Raw genomic sequence first — 17155 nt, forward strand, 5'->3', positions numbered from 1 at the left:
TCGAACCCGAGACCGATGGAAACGTCCCACCCGGCTCCGACCACGACTGACGGCCGCGGCCGGTCAGGCCTCCTCGACCTCGCCCAGCCGCCCCAGGACCGCCTCACTGATCGTCGCCAACTGCTCGACCTGCTCGGGTGTCAACACGTCGAACAGGTGCCGCCGGACGGCCGCGACATGCCCGGGGGCGGCGGCGGCCAGCGTGTCGAACCCGGACTGGGTCAGCGTGGCCCAGTTGCCGCGCCGGTCGGACGGACACTTCTTGCGGATGACCCAGCCGTTCTCCTCCAGGCGCGCCACCGCGTGCGACAGCCGGCTCTGCGAGGAGTGCGTGCGCTCGGCCAGGTCGCTCATCCGCAGCGACCAGCCGTCGGTCTCCGACAGCATGGCCAGGATCATGTAGTACGTGTGCGGCAGGCCCGAGTCCCGCTGGAGCTGGCGGTCGAGGGCCTCCTCCAGGCGGCGCGTCGTGACCAGGTAGGCCAGCCACGCGCGCCGCTCGGAGTCGTTCAGCCAGCGGGGTTCGGCCAGCGTGCTGTTCGGCATGTCAGGCGGCGGGGGTCAGGTCGATCGTGTGACCCGTCCGTTCGACCTTGGCGTGCAGGTAGCGCAGGTTCGCCTCGGTGGCGTGCACCCCGGTGCGGGCGAGGACGCGGACGTCCACCCCGAGGGCGCGCAGCTGGGCGGCCTTGTCCGGGTTGTTCGTCAGCAGGTCGACCCGGGGCGCGCCGAGCGCGGTGAGCATCTGGGCGGCCGCCGTGTAGTCGCGCTCGTCGTCGGCGTGCCCGAGGGCCCGGTTCGCGGCGTACGTGTCCAGGCCGGTGTCCTGGAGGGCGTAGGCGTCGAGCTTCGCGTACAGCCCGATGCCACGGCCCTCCTGGCGCAGGTACAGCAGCCAGCCGCCGTGTTCGGCGATCCGCTCGACGGCCTCGCGCAGCTGCGGGCCGCAGTCGCACCGGGCGGAGCCGAACACGTCGCCGGTCATGCACTCGGAGTGCACCCGCACGAGCGGCACGTCCACGCCGGTCACGTCACCGAGGCCGATCGCCAGGTGTTCCTTGCCGTCGGCGAGGCCGGTGAAGGTCACGATCTCGGCGGGGGTGGTGAAACCGTCGCCGAAACGCAGCGGCACCGGGACCCTGGTCCGTATTCCGGCCGGAGCAATCATCGTTGTCCTCCACGGTGCTTGAGCGCTCAAGTTCCCTGTCGACGATACGGTGGGTCACCTTAACGATCAATGTGATCAACCTCGCGGAATATCAGACCGTCCACGGGGGCGTGATCCACGAACCGTCGGCGAGGGCCGCCCGCAGGCCCACGCTGGTGCTGACCCACGCCGTCAGCGGCTCGGCCCCGGTGTCGATGCCGAACAGGCCGCCGGCCGGCACGATGACGACGTCGCCGGCTGTCACGTCGTGCTTCCGGTCGTCCAGCGTGACCGTGGCCGACCCGGCGGTGATGCGCAGCACCTCCTCCCGGGTGACGCGGTGCGGGACGCCGGTCGTGCCGGCCGGGACGTCGACCTGCCACGCGGCGAGTTCGGCGCTGCCGCTGCGCGGGGCGGCGTAGGAGGTGAAGGTCGCGCCGTGGATCTCGTGGACGACGGCGTCGGAGGGGCGGACGACAGGCACGGTGACTCCTCAGAAGTAGACAAGTAGCTTGTCTAAATGGTCAACGATCTTGTCCGTGCTGTCAAACTGCTTTCATGGGTACCGACCACCGCGCGCTCGCCTACCTCGTACTCGCCGCCGCGAACACCCTCAGCGAGGCCATCCACGCGGGGGTGGTCGCCCGCGGCTTCGACGACGTCCGCCCCGCGCACGGCTTCGCGTTCGTCCGGCTCGCCCCCGACGGGGCCACCGTCGGACAGGTCGCCGAACACCTGGGCGTCACGAAACAGGCCGCCAGCCAGCTGATCGAGGAACTGACCCGCAAGGGGTACGTGGCCAGCCAGCCGCACCCGCGCGACGCCCGGGCCCGGCTCGTCACGCTCACCGACCGGGGCTGGGCCTGCACCCGGGCCGCCGACGCCGCGGCGGCCGAGGCGGTGGCGCGCTGGGCGGAGGTGCTCGGCGAGGACCGGGTCGGGGCCCTGGTCACCGACCTGGCCCGGGTCGCCGCGCCGGGCCGGCTGCGTCCCACCTGGTGACGCCGCCCTGGGCCGGTTCCCGGATGTCGCCGGCCCGCACGGGATCGTGGCCGGGTGCGCTCCGGCGACTGCGGAGCCAGGCGACGCCGGCGGCCCCTGGTAGATTCGGCCGTGCCGCGACTGGCGAAGGTGGATCACCACCGGGGAGCGGCAGCACACACACGTGACGGTGTCGTCCGCCTGGGCACCTCTGTCCCACCGACGGAGGTTCGCCGTGCAGGAATTTCTCGACCGACTGGCCAGCCGCAGTCCCGCCCCCGGTGGCGGGGCCGCCGCCGCGTTGCACGCCGCCCAGGGCGCGGCCCTGCTCGCGATGGTCGCCCGCTACAGCGACGGCCCGAAGTACGCGGGGCACGCGCCCCTGATCACCGCCGTGCTCACCGAGGCCGAGGAGCTGCGCGGCCGCGCCGTGGCCCTGGTCGCCGAGGACGCGGAGGCGTTCGCCGCCGTGGCCGCCGCGTACAAGGGGCCCCGGGAGGTGCTGGCCGCCGCCCTGGTGGACGCCGCGCGCCCGCCGGCCGCCGTGATCGCCGTCGCGGCCCGGCTGGTCGCGCTCGCCGAGGACCTGCTGCCCGTCGGCAACCGCAACGTGGTCACCGACGTCGCGGCCGCCGCCGAGGCCGCGCGCGCCGCCGTGACCACCTCCCGGGTCAACGTCGAGGTCAACCTCGCCGGCATCACCGACCCCGACGCGCGCCGCGACCTGCTCGCGACCCTCGCCGGGGTCGACGAACTCGTGGCCCGCGCCGACCGGGTCACCGCCGACGTGCGTGAGGGGCTGGCTGCGTGAACCTGTCCGGACGGGAACTCGCGGCCACCATCCGCGCCGACGTCGCCGCCCGGGTCGCCCAGGGGCCCGCGCCGAAGCTCGCGATCGTCACGGCCACCGCCGACGAGGCCAGCGCCTGGTACGTGCGCTCCCTGGCCACGGCCGCCGGCAAGGTCGGCATCACCTGCGAGGTGGTGGACCTCGGCCCGGCCGCCGACACCGCCACCATCACCGACGCCCTCCGGGGGCTCGCGGCCGACCCGGGCACGCACGGCGTCATCCTGCAGACCCCGTTGCCCGCCGGTGTGGACGCCCGGGAGGTGGCCCTGGCGATCGACCCCGCCCAGGACGTCGACGGCGCGAACCCGGAGAGCCTGGGCCGGCTCGTCTGCGGCCTGCCCGCGTACCCGCCCGCGACCGCCGAGGCCGTCGTCGCGCTCCTCGACCACCACGGCGTACCCGTCGAGGGTCGGGAGGCCGTGGTGGTCGGCCGGTCCACGGTGGTCGGCAAACCGCTCGCGCACCTGCTGCTCGACCGGGACGCCACGGTCACCGTCTGCCACTCCCGCACCGCCGACCTGGCGGCCGTCACCCGGCGCGCGGAGATCCTCGTCGTGGCCGTCGGCCGGGCCGGACTGATCCGCGCCGGACACGTCGCCCCGGGTGCGACCGTCATCGACGTGGGCACCCACCCGACGGCCGACGGGGGACTGGTCGGGGACGTCGACGCCGACTCGGTGGCCGGGGTGGCGGGGGCGCTGAGCCCCGTACCCGGCGGAGTGGGTCCCGTGACGACCGCCCTGCTGCTGCGGCACACCCTCGACGCGGCCCGGGCCCGGGCCTGAAAACGTCCCTGCCACGGTCATCCGGTGACCGTGGCAGGGACGTCGTCGTCCTCAGACCGCGCGGAAGAACTCCCGGACGTCGTCGACCAGCGTCGCCGGCTGCTCCAGCGACAGGAAGTTGCCGCCCCGCTCCACCTCGGTCCAGCGGGTCACGTTGTGGTCGCGCTCGGCGAACCGACGGATCGCCACGTCCGTCGTGGCGGTCGCGATCACGGCCGTGGGCACGGTGCCGCGCGGCTTCGGGGCCCAGGCGGCCGGGTCGTGGGCCGACTCGTAGTACAGGTTGGCCGACGAGCCGGCGGTGCCGGTGAACCAGTACACGCTGATGTTGGTCAGGAGGTTGTCGATCCCGACCGCGTCCTCGGGGGACGTGGCGGCGGCGTCGGTCCACTCCTGGAACTTCTCCGTGATCCAGGCCAGCTGCCCGACGGGGGAGTCGTGCAGGCCGAACGCCAGGGTCTGCGGGCGGGTCGACTGGATGGCGTTGAAGCCCATCATGTCGTCGCGGAAGTTCTGCAGCCGGCCGAGGCGGCCCTGCTCCAGCTCGGTGAGGCCCTCGAAGTCCGCCGGGTCGTCCGACGGGAAGGTGATCAGGCCGTTGAGGTGCAGCCCGACGATCCGCTCGGGGTCCTGGCGGCCCATCTCGGCGGCGATCCACGCGCCGCCGCCGTTGCCCTGCACGCCGTAGCGCCCGTAGCCGAGGCGCGCCATCAACGTGACGAACGCGCCGGCGATCCGGCCGGTGTTCCAGCCGGCTCCGGCGTGCGGGCCGGAGAAGCCGACGCCGGGCGTGGAGGTGACCACCACGTGGAAGTCCTCGGCCAGTGGCGCGATGACCTCGGAGAACTGGGTGAACGAGCCCGGCCAGTCGTGCACGAGCAGCAACGCGAGCGCGTCCGGGTTGGCCGAGCGCACGTGGACGAAGTGGATGTTCTGCCCGTCGACCTCCGTCGTGTACTGCGGGAACGCGTTCAGCTTCTCCTCGGCGGCGCGCCAGTCGAAGCGCCCGCCCCAGTACTCCGCGAGGCCGCGCAGGTAGTCCACCGGCACGCCCCGGGTCCACGGGTCGCCGGGCAGCTGCCCCGCCCACCGGGTGCGGCCGAGGCGGTCGCGCAGGTCGTCGAGCTCGGCCTGGGGGACGGCGATCCGGAAGGGGCGGATCTCGGTGGCGGCAGTGGTGTTCAACTCGGACACGGCTCGGGCCTTTCTCGCTGCTCACACGGGCTTCGGTACCCGTTCAGCATAGCAGAACGAAGCATTCCGTTCCAGTATTTCGGCGATGGGATCCCGATCAGGATTCGAGCAGCCCCGGACTCACCTAGAGTGACCGTCATGACGAGTAGGGCCAGGAAGACGGACACGTCCACGCACGCCGCCGACAGCCACGACCTGATCCGGGTCCAGGGCGCGCGCGTGAACAACCTCAAGGACGTCAGCGTCGAACTCCCGAAACGCCGGCTGACGGTGTTCACCGGCGTCTCCGGCTCGGGCAAGAGTTCCCTGGTGTTCGGCACGATCGCCGCGGAGTCCCAGCGGCTGATCAACGAGACGTACAGCACCTTCGTGCAGGGCTTCATGCCGACCCTGGCGCGCCCCGAGGTCGACGTCCTCGACGGGCTGACGACCGCGATCATCGTCGACCAGCAGCGGATGGGCGTCGACCCGCGCTCCACGGTCGGTACGGCCACCGACGCCAACGCCATGCTGCGGATCCTGTTCAGCCGGCGCGGGAAGCCGTACGTCGGCTCGCCCCAGGCGTTCTCCTTCAACGTGGCCTCGATCAGCGGAGCCGGCGCGGTCACCATGGAGAAGGCCGGCAAGACCGTCAAGGAACGGCGCACCTTCAGCGTCACCGGCGGCATGTGTCCGCGCTGCGAGGGCCGGGGCTCGGTCACCGACTTCGACCTGACCGCGTTCTACGACGAGAACCGGTCGCTCAACGAGGGCGCGCTGACCATCCCCGGGTACAGCATGGAGGGCTGGTTCGGCCGGATCTTCAGCGGCAGCGGCTTCTTCGACATGGACAAGCCGATCCGCAAGTACACCAAGCGGGAACTGCACGACCTGCTGTACAAGGAGCCGACGAAGATCAAGGTCGAGGGCATCAACCTCACCTACGAGGGCCTGATCCCGAAGATCCAGAAGTCGATGCTGGTCAAGGACGTCGACGCGATGCAGTCGCACATCCGGGCGTTCGTCGAGCGGGCCGTGACGTTCACGACCTGCCCCGACTGCGACGGCACCCGGCTCAGCGAGGCGGCCCGGTCGTCGAAGATCAAGGGGATCAGCATCGCCGACGCGTGCGCCATGCAGATCAACGACCTGGCGACATGGGTACGCGGCCTCAAGGAGCCCTCGGTGGCCCCGCTGCTCGCCAAGCTGGCCCACACCCTCGACTCGTTCGTGGAGATCGGCCTCGGGTACCTGTCCCTCGACCGGCCGTCGGGCACCCTGTCGGGCGGCGAGTCGCAGCGCACCAAGATGATCCGGCACCTCGGCTCCTCGCTCACCGACGTCACCTACGTCTTCGACGAGCCCACGATCGGCCTGCACCCGCACGACATCGCGCGCATGAACGACCTGCTGCTGCGGCTGCGCGACAAGGGCAACACGGTGCTCGTCGTGGAACACAAGCCGGAGACGATCGTGATCGCCGACCACGTCGTGGACCTCGGACCCGGCGCCGGTACGGCCGGCGGCCGGATCTGCTTCGAGGGCACCGTCGAGGGCCTGCGGTCCAGCGGCACCATCACCGGCCGGCACTTCGACGACCGGGCCACCCTCAAGGACACGGTGCGCACGCCCACCGGCACGCTGGAGATCCGCGGCGCGAACGCGAACAACCTGCGCGACGTCGACGTCGACCTCCCACTCGGCGTGCTCTGCGTCGTCACCGGCGTGGCCGGCTCCGGCAAGAGCTCGCTCATCCACGGCTCGATCCCGGCCGGCGAGGGCGTCGTGTCCATCGACCAGGGCGCGATCCGGGGCTCGCGGCGCAGCAACCCGGCCACGTACACCGGACTGCTCGAACCGATCCGCAAAGCGTTCGCGAAGGCCAACGGCGTCAAGCCGGCCCTGTTCAGCGCCAACTCCGCGGGCGCCTGCCCGACCTGCAACGGCAACGGCGTGATCTACACGGACCTGGCCATGATGGCCGGCGTCGCCACCGTCTGCGAGGAGTGCGAGGGCAAGCGCTTCCTGGCCTCGGTCCTGGAATACAAACTCGGAACCAAGGACATCAGCGAGGTACTCGCCATGTCGGTCACCGAGGCCGGGACGTTCTTCGGCGCGGGCGAGGCGCACACCCCGGCCGCGCACGCCATCCTCGACCGGCTCGCCGACGTCGGCCTCGGCTACCTCAGCCTAGGCCAGCCCCTGACCACCCTGTCCGGCGGCGAACGCCAGCGCGTCAAACTCGCCACCCACATGACGGAGAAGGGCGGCGTGTTCGTCCTCGACGAGCCGACGGCGGGCCTGCACCTCGCCGACGTGGAACAGCTCCTCGGGCTCCTCGACCGGCTCGTGGACTCCGGCAAGTCCGTCATCGTCATCGAACACCACCAGGCCGTCATGGCCCACGCGGACTGGATCATCGACCTCGGCCCCGGCGCCGGCCACGACGGCGGCCGGCTCGTGTTCGAGGGCACCCCAGCGGCACTCGTCGCTGCCCGGTCCACGCTCACGGGCGAGCACCTCGCGGCCTACGTGGGCCGGTGACGCCGGGGGAGCGGGGCACTCTCCCGCTCCCCGCCGCGCCAGGCCATTGGTGGACACCGGGCTCCCGCGAGTGACCGCTGCCGGCGTACCCCGCGAAGGGTTCTCTCGTTTTTATTCGGTCGCTGTCGGCCGTTGTTCGCGGCAGGATCCGGTGATGGTCACCATTCGAGGGTTCCAGGACGCCGACGCGCCGCTGGTGTGGACACTGAGCACACTGCCGAACGTCGGGGCGACGGCGGACGCGTCGATGCCGCTGGCGTTGGAGCCCGCCGCCGGGCCGCCCGCCGCGTTCGACGACCTGGCGGACGTGCGCGCGTCGTTCGCGGGCGGCGACTTCCTGGTCGCCGAGCACGACGGCCACCTCGTCGGCATGGGTGGCTTCGTGCCGAACGCCGACGGCCAGGCCGAGGTACTCAGGGTCCGGGTGCACCCCGCGACCCGCCGGCAGGGCGTCGGGCGCGCGTTGATGGCCGCCTTGGAGGACCGGGCCGCCGCGTCGGGGCTGCGGGAGATGTTCCTGGACACCGCGACCAACCAGCCCGAGGCCGTGGCGTTCTACCAGGGCCTCGGCTACCGGGAGATCGGCCGCGAGACCCGGCCGGAATGGACGTGGACCCTCGTGTACTTCACCAAATCCGTAGGGCCCTGACCAGCCCGCCGGGCGTCGTGACCACCGGCGAGCGGGCCCGCCCCGGTCGCGATCACCCGGGAGGGAAAGCGATGGACGGACCCCGGCCGGGGCCTGTACGTTGCACTGGACCGTGACGCGGCCCGAGGAGGTGAGACCCATGAACGCTGTACCGATGTGGGTGCTCCCCCTACCCGTCACGGGCGGGCGGCTGGCGTAGGCGTCGCCGGGAGCGCCACCAGGCCCTCCCGAAAGGCAACACCTGTGCACCCTCCGCAGCTCACCCCGCAACCGTCCGGGCCCCTGACTCCTTCCGGCGCCGACCCGACGCCCCCCGACATCGACGTGATCATCGCCGGGTGCGGGCCGACCGGCGCGACGCTGGCCGCCGAACTCCGGCTGCACGACGTGCGGGTTCTCATCCTGGAACAGGACACCGCGCCCGTCTCGTTCGCCCGGATCGTCGGCCTGCACATCCGCAGCCTCGAACTGCTGGCGATGCGCGGCCTCCTGGAGCGCGTCGCCGAACACGGCAGACAGCGGCCGGCCGCCGGTTTCTTCGCCGCGATCGACAAACCCGTGCCCGAGGGCCTGGACTCCGCGCACGCCTACCTGCTCGGCATCCCGCAGCCGGTCATCGTCCGCCTGCTCGAGGAGCACGCCATCGCGCTGGGCGCGCGGGTCCGGCGCGGCTGTGCGGTGGCCGGGTTCGAACAGGACGACGACGGGGTGACCGTCCGGCTGGCCGACGGGGCACGGCTGCGTTCGCGCTATCTCGTCGGCTGCGACGGCGCGCGCAGTACGGTGCGCAAAGTGCTCGGCGTCGGCTTCCCCGGCGAGCCCTCGCGGAACGACACGCTGATGGGCGAGATGGAGGTGGGCGTACCGCACGGGGAGATCGCCGCCAAGGTCGCCGACCTCGACCGGACCCGCGGGCCGTTCTGGATCCGGCCGGTGGGCCCCGGGACCTACAGCGTCGTCGTCCCCGCAGCGGGCGTCGGCGACCGCACGCAGCCGCCCACGATCGCGGACTTCCGACGACAGTTGCGCGCCCTCGCCGGTACCGACTTCGGTGTGCACTCCCCGCGCTGGTTGTCCCGCTTCGGCGACGCCACCCGACTGGCCGACCGCTACCGGGTCGGGCGCGTACTCCTGGCCGGCGACGCCGCGCACATCCACCCGCCCATCGGCGGACAGGGCCTCAACCTGGGCATGCAGGACGCGTTCAACCTCGGTTGGAAACTGGCCGCGCAGATCCGCGGCTGGGCGCCCGAGACCCTGCTGGACACCTACCACGCCGAACGGCACCCGGTCGCCGCCGACGTGCTGGACAACACCCGCGCCCAGCGGGAACTCACCTCCCCCGAACCGGGCCCACAGGCCGTGCGCAGGCTGCTCACCGAGCTGATGGACCTCAACGAGGTGAACCGCCACCTGATCGAGAAGATCACCGCGATCGGCATCCGGTACGACTTCGGCCCGGGCCCCGACCTGCTCGGCCGCCGGCTGCGCGACCTCGACCTGCGACAGGGCCGCCTCTACGGACTCCTGCACCAGGGTCGGGGCCTGCTGCTGGACCGCACCGGACGCCTGACCGTCGACGGCTGGTCCGACCGGGTCGACCTCCTCACGGACCCCACTGCGGGGCTGGACGTCCCGTGCGTCCTGGTCCGCCCCGACGGCCACGTGGCCTGGATCGGTGCCGACCAGCGGGACCTGGACGGCCACCTCGCCCGCTGGTTCGGCGCGCCCACCCGGCTCTGACGGGCGCGGGCCTGGTCCGGCACGCGGATCAGGCCCGCAGCGCCCCGGCCACGTCGAGGGTCAGCGCCACCCGCCCGGCGACCGGGCCGGCCGGGATCAGCGCGCGCAGCTCGGCGATCGGGTCCCCGTCCGGGTCGCCGCCGAGCATCTCCACCATGCCGGCGGCGTCGTCGGACAACCCCCGGGCGACGTACTTGGCCGCGAGCGGGATCATGGCCAGCGCGAACGTGTCCCGGTCGGGCCGCTCGGCACCCCGCCCCCGCCCGTACCCGTCGAGGCATTCCTTCAGGGTCAGCTCGCCGCGCGGGCCGTCGCCGGTGAGCAGCCGGGCCCCGGCCGGGGAGGGCAGGTCCACCGGCCACGGGTACCAGTCGATCCACTGCACGAGCGGGCCGGCCAGGTGCGCCTCGCCGACGTAGCCGTGGCCGGCGAGCCCGTTGGTCGGATTGACCACCCGGAGGGCGGCCCCGGTGTCCGGCGGCTGGGCACCGCACAGCACCAGGTCCAGGTCGCTCCACTCGTCACCGGTGCCGTCGGAGCCGGAGCCGACCTGCCAGAGCGGGTGCCCGCCGGCCCGGGCCCAGTCGACGAGTCCGGCGAGAAGGGCGTCGCGGGCGGCGGCGTGCTCGGCGAGCAGGGCCGTGGCGGTGGCTGAGTCCATGCCGCTGAAGCTAGCGCCGGACCGGAGGGGCGGCATCCGGTTTTCCGGGCCGCGTGTGCGGTGCCGGGCCCGCCGTCGTGCGGACAGGTGACCCTTGCGGAAACCGGGCTGCGGAACCGGCCGGGCGCGGGTACCGTCGCGGCCATGACGTGCTTCGCCTCCTGGCGTACTCGCGACTGAGGTCCGGTCCGCCGCCCCACGGGGCCGCGTGCCGGTCGACGGACACCCCGTTCGCTTCCTCATGTTCGAGAAAGGCACACCTTCCATGCGGCTACGCGCATTCCGTCAGCATGACCTCGCCCGGCTCACCGAGCTGACCATCGCCACCTTCGGGCCCTTCCTCAAGGACGGGTTCCGGCCGGTGGTCGGCGAACTCGTCTTCGCCAACCAGCACGGCGACTGGCGCGGGGACTACCGCACACTCCTCGCGGACCTCCACGAACCCGACCAGCACAAACACGTCGTGGTCGCCGAGATCGACACCACGGTCGCCGGGTACGTGGCCTGGAGTGTCGACCCCGACCACCGCAACGGCAGGGTCGTCATCCTCGCCGTGGACGCCGGGCACCGCCGCCACGGCCTGGGCGCCGCACTGTGCGGACACGCCCTCGACCAGATGCGCGCCGCCGGTGCCGAGGTCGCCGTGATCGGTACCGGCGGAGACGAGTTCCACGCTCCCGCCCGGGCCCTCTACGAAAGCCTCGGCTGCGTCGGGTACCCGGTCGCCATGTACTACCTGCACTTGTGACCGCTCCTCGGGGGCGGGTTCGCGCCCGTCCCCGAGGACCCGGTGGGCAACGGGCCCGGCGTCCGCGTCGCGGCGATGACGGAGCAACGCCCGCCGGATGCGGCCCGCGGGCCCTCCCGTCCGGATCCACTCCTGACGCCGGGCTCGGCGCTAGGCGTGGATCCGGGTCCCGACGTCCTCGCCCTCGCACACCGCCCGCATCGCCCCGGTCGCCGCGACGTCGAACACGTGCGTCACCAGCCCCTGCTCGCCGGCCAGCACGAACGCCCCCGCGTCCATCACCCGGATGTTGCCGGCCAGCGCCTCGGCGTACGTCAACGAGGTATACCGCCGGGCCCCGGGCGTGGTGTTCGGGTCGGCCGCGTACACGCCGTCGACGCCGCGCTTGGCGACCAGCAGCGCGTCCGCGCCCAACTCCAGCGCGCGTTGCACGGCCGGGTAGTCCGTGGTCACATAGGGCTGCCCGATCCCGCCGGCGAGCAGGACCAGTGCGCCGTGTTCCAGGTGCCGGACCGCCCGCAGCCGGATGAACGGCTCGGCCATGCTCGTCATCGGGATCGCGGTCATCACCCGCACGTTCCGCGCGCCGGCCCCGGTGAGCGCGCCGCGCAGGGTGAGCGCGTTCATGACGGTGCCGAGCATGCCGATGTTGTCGGCCTCCGCCCGGTCGATGCCCCAGCCGTCGGCCATCCGGCCCCGGAAGTAGTTGCCCCCGCCGATCACGACGGCCACCTGCACGCCCAGTTCGCGGACCGTGAGGATCTCGCGGGCGATGTGGGCGAGGCTCGCGGGGTCCACGCCCCAGCCGCGTTCACCGGCGAGCGCCTCGCCACTGATCTTCAGGACCACCCGCGCGTACCTGGACCCGGCCACGGTCTCCTCCTCCGGTGGCCGCGCGTCCGGCGACCCGGCCGACTGTAGCCGACGGATCGGGCGCGCGGTGGCCACTCAGGGGTAGCACTCTCATCCGTCACAGTGACGGATCCAGGGGATCCGCGCGCACAGGCAGGCTCGTTCATTACCGTATTACCGTTAACGTTAATCCGATAATCAACCCCGATAACCCCCTTCTCCGGGTACACCATAATTCCTGTTATGTGGGCACGGCTCTGTGCGGGGTCGCCAAGACCCTCCACCATGGCCGTGACCTGCCGACGAGGGCCGTCGTCGTCCTGGCAGGCGCCCCGGCGAGGTTGGACGGCTACCCGTGCATGGCATATCCGGTGTCGTGAGCCGTGACGGGCTGGCACCATCACGGGATGACCACCGCCGCCTCGGACGCCGCCCGCCACTCCCTGCGCGGTCTGGCGCTCGGCGACTCGTTCGGGGAGACCTGGTTCTTCCGGCCGGCCGCCGACCTCGACCGGCAGCTACGCGATCGGGTGCTCGCCCCGGCCCCGTGGCCGTGGACCGACGACACGGCGATGGCGGTCAAGGTGCACGGCATGCTGGTCAGCCACGGAGGGATCGTCCCGGACCTGCTCGCGACGAGGTTCGCCGACCGGTACCGGGCCGACCCGTACCGCAACTACGGCGCGGGAATGCACGACGTCCTCGCGGCGATCGCCGACGGCGAGCCGTGGACGGAGGTGACCGGCCGGCAGTTCGACGGCCAGGGATCGTGGGGCAACGGCGCCGCGATGCGGGTCGCACCGCTCGGCGCCTGGTTCGCCGACGATCTCGACCGGGTCGCCGAGCAGGCCCGACTGTCCGCGACGGTCACCCACGCCCATCCGGAAGCCGCCGCCGGTGCCGTCGCGGTGGCGATCGCGGCGGCGCTGTCCACCCGGGGCGTCGACGCCGACGAACTGATCGCCGCCACCGCCGCCCGCACCCCCGCCAGCGACGTGGCCGCCCGGCTCCGCCGCGCCGGCGAGCTGCCGTTCAGCGCCGAGCCCCGGTCCGTCGCCGCAGTGGTCGGCTGCGGGGCCCTGATCTCCGCGCCCGACACGGTGCCGTACGCGATCTGGTGCGCCGCCCGACATCTCGACGACCTGCCGGAAGCACTGTGGGCCACCGTGTCGGCGGGCGGCGACATGGACACCACCTGCGCGATCGTCGGCGGGATCGTCGCCGCCAGGGTCGGACTCGGCCAGGTTCCCGGGGCGTGGCTGACGGCCGCCGAGCCACTGCCCTGAGTGGGGGCATCGTCCCTACCAGGGGACGACGCCCTCGTCGTCGAAGAACGCGCCGGACGGACCGCCGTCGGGCAGTGTGGCGAGCCGGACGGCCGTGGCCGCGCCCTCCTCGGGGGTGCGGGGGCCGTGGAACCCGGTGAAGGCGGTCGCGACCAGGCCCGGGCAGGTGGCGTTGATCAGGATGTCGGTACCGGCGAGCTGTCGGGCGTACTGGACGGTGACGGCGTTGAGGAACGACTTCGACGGCGCGTAGGCCGCCATGACCGGTCCGATCTCGACGGCCGGGTCGGCCTGCAGGGTCACGGAGCCGACGCTGCTGGAGAGGTTGACGACGCGCGGCGAGGGCGAGCGCCGCAGCAGCGGGAGCATCGCGTTCGTCACCCGGATCACGCCGAGGACGTTGGTCTCCACGACCGTGCGGACCAGGTCGAGGTCGAGCGTGGTCGGGTCCTGAGCCCAGTCGGAGCCCTGCTGGCCGGAGATGCCCGCGTTGTTGACCAGGACATCCAGCCGGCCGGCCTCCCGCTCGATCAGGTCGGCGGCGTCGGTGACGCTCCGGTCGCCGGTGACGTCCAGCGGCACCCCGAACGCGTCGGCCCCGGCGGCGCGCAGCTTCCCGACGGCGGTCTCGCGCCGGCCGGCGTCGCGCGCCCCGACGGCGACCCGGTATCCGAGGGCTCCGAGCCGGGTGGCGATCGCGTAGCCGATTCCCTGGTTCGCGCCGGTGACAAGGGCGATCTTCGTTGGGTTCATGCCGTCCAGCCTCGCTGGCAGGGGGGCGCGCTGGCCAACACCGATCGGGTGCGCTGTCATACCCGACGGGTATCACTGCCGTACGCTGTGGCCGTGGACGCCCTGGAGACCCGCGAGCTGAGATACTTCGTGGCCGTCGCCGAGGAGCTGCACTTCGGCCGGGCAGCCGAACGCCTCGGCATGGCCCAGCCGCCGTTGTCACGCGCGATCCAGCAGCTCGAACGGCGCCTCGGCGTCCGCCTCCTGGAACGCGACCGCCGGGGCGTCGCGCTGACCGACGCCGGCGGGTGCTGCTGTCCGAGGGCCGGGTGACACTGGACGCGGCCCTCGCCGCCGTCCGCCGTACCCGCCGCGCCGGGGGAGCCGACAACCCGGGCGGTGCGCGTACCCGTCTGGTTCTGGCTGTGAAGACCGCCGCCGTCCACGGACTGCTCCACCAGCTCCTCGACGCCTACGCGGCCGAGCCCGACGCCGCCGAGGTCGAGGTGCTGCAGTGCCGGATGAGCGACCAGGAGGCACGGCTACGCGACGGCACCGCCGACGCCGCGCTGCTGCACGTGCCGTTCAACTCCCTCGCCGGGTTCGACAGCGAGGAACTCGTGACCGAGGAGCAGTTCGCCCTCCTGCCCGCCGGACACCCCCTCGCCGCGCGCGAAACCCTGTCCATGGCCGACATCGACGACCTCCCCGACCTGCCCCGGGCGCGCTGGCCCCGACACGGCGTGTACCCGCCCGGCCCCGGCCCGGAGGTGCACGACCAGACGCAGTTGGCCCAGCTGGTCGCCCTCGGGCGCACCGTCGCCGTGCTGCCGGAGTCCGCGCGCGCCTGGCTGTGGTCCGGGCACGCCGCCGTCCCGTTGACCGACGCGCCGCCCGTCGTCACCCACATCGCCTGGCCCCCGCACAGCCGTTCACCGGCCCTGGCCAGCCTGGTCAGGACCGCCGTGCGGCTCGAATCCTCCCAGCGCAGCGCTACTCCCCGTAGCGGGTGACCATCGCGGCCGCCCGGTCGCGCAGGGAGTCGCGCAACCAGCGCGGTTCCAGGGCCTCCGCGTTCGTGGCGAGCTGCCACAGCGCCCATTCGGCGTGTCTCGCGTCCTGGAAGGTCACCTCCAGCCGCAGCCAGCCGTCCGGGTCGGTCCCCTCGGCGAGGACGGCCAGCGCGGTGCCCACCAGTTCCTTCCGCCGCGACGGGTCCACCCGCAGCAGCACGGCGACCAGGTCGCCGCCGGTCCGGAACCGGGTGCCGCGTTCCCGCCAGGCCCGACCCAGGTCGACGCGGTCGGGTCGCTGGGCGGGTTCGGCGAGCTCCTCGGCGGCCAGGACCCGCGACAGCCGGTAGGTGCGGTCCTCACCGGCGCGCGTGGCCAGCAGATACCCCTGGTCGCGCACGGTGACCAGGCCGATCGGGTCCACCGTGCGCCACCGGGGTTCCTGGTCTGCCGCCGCGTAGTGGATGCGCAGCCGGTGTCCGGCGAACACGGCGCGCCGGATCTCGGTGACGGTGGCGTCGGGTAGCTCCTCGGCGACCAGCCGGCGGGAGAGCAGGTCGGTCTCCGGGTCGATGAGCAGGCGCTGGGCGGCGCCCGCCGCCGTGGTCCGGTAGCTCTCGGGGAGCGCGTCGACGACCTTCAGCATGGCCGAGGCGAGCGCCGAGCCGAGGCCGAAGACCTGCGCGCCGCGCCGCGATCCGGCGACCAGCAGGGCGAGCGCCTCGTCGTGGTTGAGTCCGGTGAGCTCGGTCCGGAAGCCGGGCAGCAGCGCGAAGCCGCCGTGCCGGCCCCGTTCGGCGTAGACCGGGACGCCGGCGGCCGAGAGCGCCTCGACGTCGCGCAGCACGGTGCGGGCGGAGACCTCCAGTTCGCGGGCCAGGGCGGCGGCGGACAGCCGGCCGTGCTGGCGGAGCAGGAGTACCAGGGAGACCAACCGGTCGGCGCGCATCCGGAAAGTGTCCCAGCGATACACGACAGAGGGTGTCGTGTATCGCTGCGAGGCTGATCGGGACGGCGCCACAGCGGGTGGCGATCGGCGGGCGTACCCCGAAAAGCGAATGGATCTGATGTGGCGATGGAACGAACGGCAGTCAACCCGGTGACGTGGTCGGTGGAGCTGGGATTCAACCAGGGGGAACTCGTCTCCGGGCACACCAGGACCCTGTACTGCTCCGGCCAGACCGCGATGAGCGCCGACGGCAGGCCCGAGCACGACGGTGACCTGGCGGCGCAGTTGGCCCTGAGCCTCGACAACCTGGAGGCCGTGCTCGGCGGGGCCGACATGTCCCTCGGGAACCTCGTCCGGCTCAACGTCTACACCACCGACGTCGACCTGCTCTTCCAGCACTACGGGGTGCTGGCGGCGCGGTTGGGCGCGGCCCGGGTGGCCCCGGCCACCACGATGCTCGGGGTGACCCGGCTGGCGGTCCCCGGCCAGCTGGTCGAACTGGAGGGCACCGCTGTCGCGTGAGCCGGCACGGCTACCGGAAGGACAGTCCCAGTGCACAGGATCGTGACCATCGGGGTGTACGGCTTCACCGCCGGAGCCTTCCTCGACAAGCTCGCGGAGGGCGGGGTGGGGCTGCTGCTCGACCTCCGCCAGCGCCGCGGTGTCCGGGGCCCGGACTACTCCTGGGCGAACTCGGCGCGGCTGCAGGCCGCGCTGGCGGGGGCGGGCATCGGCTACCGGCACGTGCGGGAGCTGGCGCCGACGACCGGGCTGCGCCAGTTGCAGTACCGCGAGGACGACCGGTTGGGCGTGGGCAAGCGTGACCGGATCGCGCTGGCGCCGGGGTATGTCGAGGGCTACACGGGGGAGATCCTCGATCCGTTCGACCTCGGCGCCCTGCTGGCCGGGCTGCCGGTCGACCCGGTGACCGCGCTGTTCTGCGTCGAGCGGGATCCGGAGGCGTGCCACCGTTCCCTGGTGGCCGAGCGGCTGCGCGCCGAGCACGGTGCGCGGGTCACGGGCCTGCGCCCGGACTGAGCGG

General features: G+C 72.8%; 18 protein-coding genes, 1 pseudogene and 1 riboswitch. Of the genes and pseudogenes, 11 read left to right on the forward strand and 8 right to left on the reverse strand.

The window, feature by feature from the left end:
• Positions 1-63: 63 nt before the first annotated feature.
• From AB0M43_RS08455 to AB0M43_RS08465, 3 genes are all read right to left on the reverse strand, one after another.
• Positions 64-546 (reverse strand): MarR family transcriptional regulator, encoded by a 483-nt coding sequence (locus tag AB0M43_RS08455; RefSeq protein ID WP_363722406.1) that lies wholly within the window; start codon positions 544-546, stop codon positions 64-66.
• Between the two features lies 1 nt (position 547).
• Entirely contained in the window at positions 548-1168 is a 621-nt protein-coding gene (gene ribA / locus AB0M43_RS08460) for a GTP cyclohydrolase II (protein ID WP_363722408.1), read from the reverse strand.
• A gap of 91 nt (positions 1169-1259) precedes the next feature.
• Positions 1260-1631 carry a cupin domain-containing protein gene (locus tag AB0M43_RS08465; RefSeq protein WP_363722409.1) on the reverse strand — a complete coding sequence of 124 codons (372 nt, stop codon included), beginning with the start codon at positions 1629-1631 and terminating at the stop codon, positions 1260-1262.
• Positions 1632-1705: 74 nt separating this feature from the next.
• Here AB0M43_RS08465 and AB0M43_RS08470 point away from each other — a divergent pair, with 74 nt between their 5' ends.
• From AB0M43_RS08470 to AB0M43_RS08480, 3 genes are all read left to right on the forward strand, one after another.
• The gene (locus tag AB0M43_RS08470) at positions 1706-2149 is read left to right on the forward strand and encodes a MarR family transcriptional regulator (RefSeq protein ID WP_363722411.1); all 444 of its coding nucleotides are present in this window, start codon (positions 1706-1708) and stop codon (positions 2147-2149) included.
• Between the two features lie 106 nt (positions 2150-2255).
• Positions 2256-2342: riboswitch (ZMP/ZTP riboswitch) on the forward strand.
• Between the two features lie 21 nt (positions 2343-2363).
• A complete protein-coding gene (locus AB0M43_RS08475) occupies positions 2364-2939 on the forward strand; it encodes a cyclodeaminase/cyclohydrolase family protein (RefSeq protein ID WP_363722414.1) in 576 nt (191 codons plus the stop codon).
• Positions 2936-3763 carry a bifunctional 5,10-methylenetetrahydrofolate dehydrogenase/5,10-methenyltetrahydrofolate cyclohydrolase gene (locus AB0M43_RS08480; RefSeq protein ID WP_363722416.1) on the forward strand — a complete coding sequence of 276 codons (828 nt, stop codon included), beginning with the start codon at positions 2936-2938 and terminating at the stop codon, positions 3761-3763. Before AB0M43_RS08475 ends, AB0M43_RS08480 begins: the two co-directional genes overlap by 4 nt.
• A gap of 51 nt (positions 3764-3814) precedes the next feature.
• On the opposite strand, the gene AB0M43_RS08485 is transcribed toward AB0M43_RS08480, so the two are convergent.
• Positions 3815-4924, reverse strand: coding sequence for an epoxide hydrolase family protein (locus AB0M43_RS08485; RefSeq protein WP_363723315.1), 1110 nt, complete (start codon positions 4922-4924; stop codon positions 3815-3817).
• 171 nt (positions 4925-5095) lie between these two features.
• On the opposite strand from AB0M43_RS08485, the gene AB0M43_RS08490 reads away from it, so the two are divergent.
• The 3 genes from AB0M43_RS08490 (at position 5096) to AB0M43_RS08500 (ending at position 9872) form a co-directional block, all read left to right on the forward strand.
• The gene (locus tag AB0M43_RS08490; RefSeq protein WP_363722418.1) at positions 5096-7480 is read left to right on the forward strand and encodes an excinuclease ABC subunit UvrA; all 2385 of its coding nucleotides are present in this window, start codon (positions 5096-5098) and stop codon (positions 7478-7480) included.
• A gap of 154 nt (positions 7481-7634) precedes the next feature.
• Positions 7635-8129: a GNAT family N-acetyltransferase gene (locus tag AB0M43_RS08495; protein ID WP_363722420.1), complete on the forward strand. Its 495-nt coding sequence runs from the start codon at positions 7635-7637 to the stop codon at positions 8127-8129.
• A gap of 318 nt (positions 8130-8447) precedes the next feature.
• On the forward strand, positions 8448-9872 hold the full coding sequence (locus AB0M43_RS08500; protein ID WP_363723317.1) for an FAD-dependent monooxygenase: 1425 nt from the start codon (positions 8448-8450) through the stop codon (positions 9870-9872).
• 28 nt (positions 9873-9900) lie between these two features.
• Here the strand turns inward: AB0M43_RS08500 and AB0M43_RS08505 are convergent, their stop codons facing one another.
• Positions 9901-10533, reverse strand: coding sequence for a hypothetical protein (locus AB0M43_RS08505; protein ID WP_363722422.1), 633 nt, complete (start codon positions 10531-10533; stop codon positions 9901-9903).
• 265 nt (positions 10534-10798) lie between these two features.
• Here AB0M43_RS08505 and AB0M43_RS08510 point away from each other — a divergent pair, with 265 nt between their 5' ends.
• Positions 10799-11281 (forward strand): GNAT family N-acetyltransferase, encoded by a 483-nt coding sequence (locus AB0M43_RS08510; RefSeq protein ID WP_363722423.1) that lies wholly within the window; start codon positions 10799-10801, stop codon positions 11279-11281.
• A 150-nt stretch (positions 11282-11431) separates the two neighbouring features.
• Here the strand turns inward: AB0M43_RS08510 and pyrH are convergent, their stop codons facing one another.
• Positions 11432-12154, reverse strand: a complete 723-nt coding sequence (gene pyrH, locus AB0M43_RS08515; protein WP_363722425.1) for a UMP kinase — start codon at positions 12152-12154, stop codon at positions 11432-11434.
• Between the two features lie 386 nt (positions 12155-12540).
• Between pyrH and AB0M43_RS08520 the strand changes: the two genes are divergently transcribed.
• Complete coding sequence (locus tag AB0M43_RS08520) at positions 12541-13419, forward strand: ADP-ribosylglycohydrolase family protein (protein WP_363722427.1); 879 nt, start codon at positions 12541-12543, stop codon at positions 13417-13419.
• Positions 13420-13434: 15 nt separating this feature from the next.
• On the opposite strand, the gene AB0M43_RS08525 is transcribed toward AB0M43_RS08520, so the two are convergent.
• On the reverse strand, positions 13435-14172 hold the full coding sequence (locus AB0M43_RS08525) for an SDR family oxidoreductase (protein WP_363722429.1): 738 nt from the start codon (positions 14170-14172) through the stop codon (positions 13435-13437).
• Between the two features lie 102 nt (positions 14173-14274).
• Between AB0M43_RS08525 and AB0M43_RS08530 the strand changes: the two are divergent.
• A pseudogene (locus AB0M43_RS08530) lies at positions 14275-15164 on the forward strand (LysR family transcriptional regulator).
• Here AB0M43_RS08530 and AB0M43_RS08535 read toward each other — a convergent pair.
• Positions 15145-16113 carry a WYL domain-containing protein gene (locus AB0M43_RS08535; RefSeq protein WP_363722431.1) on the reverse strand — a complete coding sequence of 323 codons (969 nt, stop codon included), beginning with the start codon at positions 16111-16113 and terminating at the stop codon, positions 15145-15147. The pseudogene AB0M43_RS08530 and the gene AB0M43_RS08535 overlap by 20 nt on opposite strands.
• 126 nt (positions 16114-16239) lie before the next feature.
• Here AB0M43_RS08535 and AB0M43_RS08540 point away from each other — a divergent pair, with 126 nt between their 5' ends.
• Together AB0M43_RS08540 and AB0M43_RS08545 are read left to right on the forward strand one after the other, a co-directional pair.
• On the forward strand, positions 16240-16635 hold the full coding sequence (locus tag AB0M43_RS08540; protein WP_363722434.1) for a RidA family protein: 396 nt from the start codon (positions 16240-16242) through the stop codon (positions 16633-16635).
• 30 nt (positions 16636-16665) lie between these two features.
• Positions 16666-17151: a DUF488 domain-containing protein gene (locus AB0M43_RS08545; RefSeq protein ID WP_363722436.1), complete on the forward strand. Its 486-nt coding sequence runs from the start codon at positions 16666-16668 to the stop codon at positions 17149-17151.
• The last annotated feature ends 4 nt before the right edge of the window (positions 17152-17155 follow it).

The sequence above is a fragment of the Longispora sp. NPDC051575 genome (assembly GCF_040681875.1).
Lineage (GTDB): Bacteria > Actinomycetota > Actinomycetes > Mycobacteriales > Micromonosporaceae > Longispora.

Coding starts and splice junctions, on each gene's coding strand:
- AB0M43_RS08540 (WP_363722434.1), top strand. CDS start 16,240: ATGGAACGAACGGCAGTCAACCCGGTGACGTGGTCGGTGGAGCTGGGA.
- AB0M43_RS08470 (WP_363722411.1), top strand. CDS start 1,706: ATGGGTACCGACCACCGCGCGCTCGCCTACCTCGTACTCGCCGCCGCG.
- AB0M43_RS08505 (WP_363722422.1), bottom strand. CDS start 10,533: ATGGACTCAGCCACCGCCACGGCCCTGCTCGCCGAGCACGCCGCCGCC.
- AB0M43_RS08455 (WP_363722406.1), bottom strand. CDS start 546: ATGCCGAACAGCACGCTGGCCGAACCCCGCTGGCTGAACGACTCCGAG.
- AB0M43_RS08495 (WP_363722420.1), top strand. CDS start 7,635: ATGGTCACCATTCGAGGGTTCCAGGACGCCGACGCGCCGCTGGTGTGG.
- AB0M43_RS08525 (WP_363722429.1), bottom strand. CDS start 14,172: ATGAACCCAACGAAGATCGCCCTTGTCACCGGCGCGAACCAGGGAATC.
- AB0M43_RS08510 (WP_363722423.1), top strand. CDS start 10,799: ATGCGGCTACGCGCATTCCGTCAGCATGACCTCGCCCGGCTCACCGAG.
- AB0M43_RS08520 (WP_363722427.1), top strand. CDS start 12,541: ATGACCACCGCCGCCTCGGACGCCGCCCGCCACTCCCTGCGCGGTCTG.
- ribA (WP_363722408.1), bottom strand. CDS start 1,168: ATGATTGCTCCGGCCGGAATACGGACCAGGGTCCCGGTGCCGCTGCGT.
- AB0M43_RS08535 (WP_363722431.1), bottom strand. CDS start 16,113: ATGCGCGCCGACCGGTTGGTCTCCCTGGTACTCCTGCTCCGCCAGCAC.
- AB0M43_RS08490 (WP_363722418.1), top strand. CDS start 5,096: ATGACGAGTAGGGCCAGGAAGACGGACACGTCCACGCACGCCGCCGAC.